We start from the raw sequence: 3408 nt of genomic DNA on the forward strand, positions 1-3408 counted from the left end.
GCCCGAACTCGCTGCCTGATGCCTACGATTTTGAAATCCGCCCTTGCATAACTGTCCCCGGCCAAATTGTGGGCGCAGTTTTTGCCGAATTGACTGTGTTAGGGATTTGTGCACTCGGTGACATGACGCAGGGGTCGCCACCTGCTCCGAGGCGGATGCATGGCAGGGAACGGATTGGGACACAGTTCAGTTTGTCGCGGAATGGCAGAATGACTCAACTTGACAGGTGCCACAAAAAGACACAATCGGTCTGAATAAGAGGCAACTTCGGATCCGGAATTTTCGACACATCGTCTCGGTCAAGCTGATCCACAACGGCTTCAAAGAAATGAGGTTTCATTCCGCAGCAGAACAGCCGATATCCTGGATTGTCGTATGGTAACATCTCTGTCAATTCCGCAATTGGCGCTTTTTGTAGTCGACGGCATTGGTGAATGGTGTTAATGCCGTAAACAATTTATTGACGCTTGTGGGCGATAAACCGGTGGAGGTAGCGGATGGAAACAGAACAGTCACCGCTGGAGTTTTTGGCAAAGCGACTTCCCGTTCGGGATTTAACGGCGGAAGCCTTAGAAGACAAACTGCCCGAGTATGTCTCGCATTCCCTGTCGAACGGTGGGCCTGACAAGGAATTTGGAGCACTCTTTCAAGACGCTGCTCGTGTGGGCCGGGTACTGGGGGACACAGCATATCCTGTTGACAAAAAGTTCTCAAGGCGGGTACACTTGGAGGATGTGAAGGCGAATCGCGGTGGTTGGCTTTGGAACAAATGGGGGCAGTATGGCTCGTTTAGCGCGTGCAGAGGTCTTTTCGCCGGATGAGGTGGCGATTGTGCATGTGATGAACCGGGTTGTCCGGCGGTGCTTTCTCTTAGGGACCGATTCCCTGACCGGAAAGAACTATGACCACCGGAAGGGGTGGATTGAAGATCTACTGAAACGCTATGCCGCCTGCTTCGGGATCGATCTGCTGGGCTTTGCGATTCTTTCGAACCACTTTCACCTGATCCTGCGGTCTCGGCCGGATGTGGTTGCCACTTGGGACGATGCGGAGGTCGCCCGACGGTGGTTGCTCCTTTGTCCGATCCGGAAGGATGATCACGGAAATCCCTTGGAGCCGAATCAGGCCGAGTTGGATTTCATCCAGAACGATCCTCGCAAGCTGGAGATTATCCGCTTACGGTTGTCCGATATCGGCTGGTGGATGCGGCTGTTGTGTCAGACGGTGGCGATGCGTGCCAACCACGAGGACAACGAGATCGGCCGCTTCTGGCAAAGCCGATTTCGGGCGGTACGTCTTCTTGACGAAGCTGCCCTCGTCGCTTGTGCTGCCTATGTCGATTTGAATCCGATTCGCGCGACGATGGCGGATCAACTGGAGACCAGTGACTACACCTCCGTGCAGCGCCGGATTCAAGCTCAGCAGAATCAATCGGAACTCCGCAACACCGTTAGCCCCAGCGATCGTTCATCGACGGAGAGCAAACCATCCCGCCGTTCGTTCAAGAAGACGAATGACCCTAAAACGAAGCAACTGTCAACCGCCGATCGATTTCTGGCACCATTACCGCTGGACGAACGGAATGGGAAGACCGGGCCAGTCGCAAGCCGCACGGGAGACCGCTGCAGCGACAAAGGCTTTCTGCCGATGACCCAGGAAAATTATCTCCGATTGCTCCGCTGGACGGCGAAGCAGCTTCCGCGTGAACGGCGGAGTCGGACATCGCCTGAGCTGAAAGAGGTCTTTAGCAAGCTGGATCTGAACGCCAACGCCTGGCTGTCACTGGTCCGGAAGTTCGGCAAGCTGTTCTACAACGTCGCCGGTCGCCCGCAGACGATCGAGCTGACGCGCAGTCGCATCGGCCAGCACCGACACTACATCCGCAAAGAAACCCGCGAGGTCTTCTCCTGACGTAGACGTAGTTTTCGCAAAACACGCTCACGGAAGATGTTATGTGGCGGCGGCGATCGGGGCTGGCGGATGAGCCGCAGGAGCCTCTTTTCAGCGAAATTCCCCCCCAGCCCATGCCCGACCTGTGACAACCAACCTCGTTTAACCTTGACGGGAATCTATTGCGTCCGGGGAGACCGGAAATCGCAGCAGAAAGCTCTACGGCCGTTCAAGAACGTCTCCTGATTATAGAAAGACTGCAGTATAGCAAACATGCAGTGTCCCCGTGGCCCTTTTCCGTTAAATGAACCGATGGATAGCCAAGGCGGCCCGTTCGTGTCGGCGGGGAACATGATGGCTCGCAGCAATCTAAAAATGCTGGGGCGTCGCGTTGTCGCCGGACGTGAAGCCGTCGGGTTTCGTTGTCCATTCGCGTCGGCTCCGAACGACGCGAAGAGATGGAACGCCGATTTCTGGATCGACGCGGAAAACAAGCAACTTGTTGAGCATCAAGTTCCTGGGATGGACATCATTGATCCCGACAAGGTTTACGATGAGCCGCTGCAAGGAGTGTATAGCGGATTTCGGTTGTATGATATTACGTTTGACGTGCCTCTGGACGACGAACTGTTTCGACTTGACTCTCCAAAAGGTTTTGAGCTGCAAGTTGTCGGGACTCCTTCAGCCAAGGAACCGGACGTCGTCGAATTTTTGCGAAGTGTGGCTCTGGTGCTGGGCGGCACGTTTCCGGATCAAATGCCAAACTTCAGCCAGGGAAACGCTCACGAGTTGATCAGTCAACTGAATGGCAAGGCAAAGGACGACTTAACATCGGCCGAAACAATGCTGCAGACGATTCGGCAGCGTTACTTGAGACCCGACGGTCCGATCGAAGATTTCATCAACCACTCAATCGAATCCAGCACGTGGAAGTATCTCGGCGACGAGGTCAAGCTGGGTGACAAAGACGAAATTGTATGCTGGTACCGCCCACGGAACTCCAGGACGTATCGCGTCATTTACGGAGATTTGAGTATCAAAGACCTAATGCCATCCGATTTGCCCTTACCGGTTGCCCGCTAGTCTTTAACCCAGCATGCTTTCTTGGGTGAATTCCGGTTTTAAACGAAAGAAAACGAAATCCTTCTGTGTTTCAGGCGTCTCATGAGTGCCAACAAAACCATGAGCCGTTCATCGCAGAAGGATTTTAAGTGAAGGCGACTATCCGTAAAAAGATCGAATCACGCCAGCGTCGGATCGAAGGTCGGTTGGACAAATGGAACTATCCCGCAGACATGTCGAAACCAATCATGCGTGGCCCGAGGCCCCAGTTTGAGTTGTCTGACCGAGCAGTCGGAACTGCGTATGGTGGCATTGGGCTAATCCATCAATTTTTGAAAGAGTTGGGGCTGCCCGAAGCCATCGATCAGCGACTGCACTTATTCCAGGTCCACCTCCCGTGCCTCCGGTGGTGGTTCAGCCTTGAGCCCGCTTCCTGCTGGACTTCATTGCGGCCGA

Annotated in this window: 2 protein-coding genes and 1 pseudogene; all 3 read left to right on the forward strand. The window is 54.3% G+C overall.

Annotated elements, in window-relative coordinates; genetic code table 11:
* Positions 1 to 780 precede the first annotated feature (780 nt).
* On the forward strand, positions 781 to 1911 hold the full coding sequence (locus VGE80_RS05350; protein ID WP_440591937.1) for a transposase: 1131 nt from the start codon (positions 781 to 783) through the stop codon (positions 1909 to 1911).
* 291 nt (positions 1912 to 2202) lie between these two features.
* Positions 2203 to 2973, forward strand: coding sequence for a hypothetical protein (locus tag VGE80_RS05355; protein WP_440591938.1), 771 nt, complete (start codon positions 2203 to 2205; stop codon positions 2971 to 2973).
* A gap of 128 nt (positions 2974 to 3101) precedes the next feature.
* Positions 3102 to 3408: pseudogene (locus VGE80_RS05360) on the forward strand (hypothetical protein); the annotation flags it as partial.

Source organism: Schlesneria sp., from assembly GCF_036405755.1.
GTDB classification, from domain to species: Bacteria; Planctomycetota; Planctomycetia; order Planctomycetales; family Planctomycetaceae; genus Schlesneria; species Schlesneria sphaerica.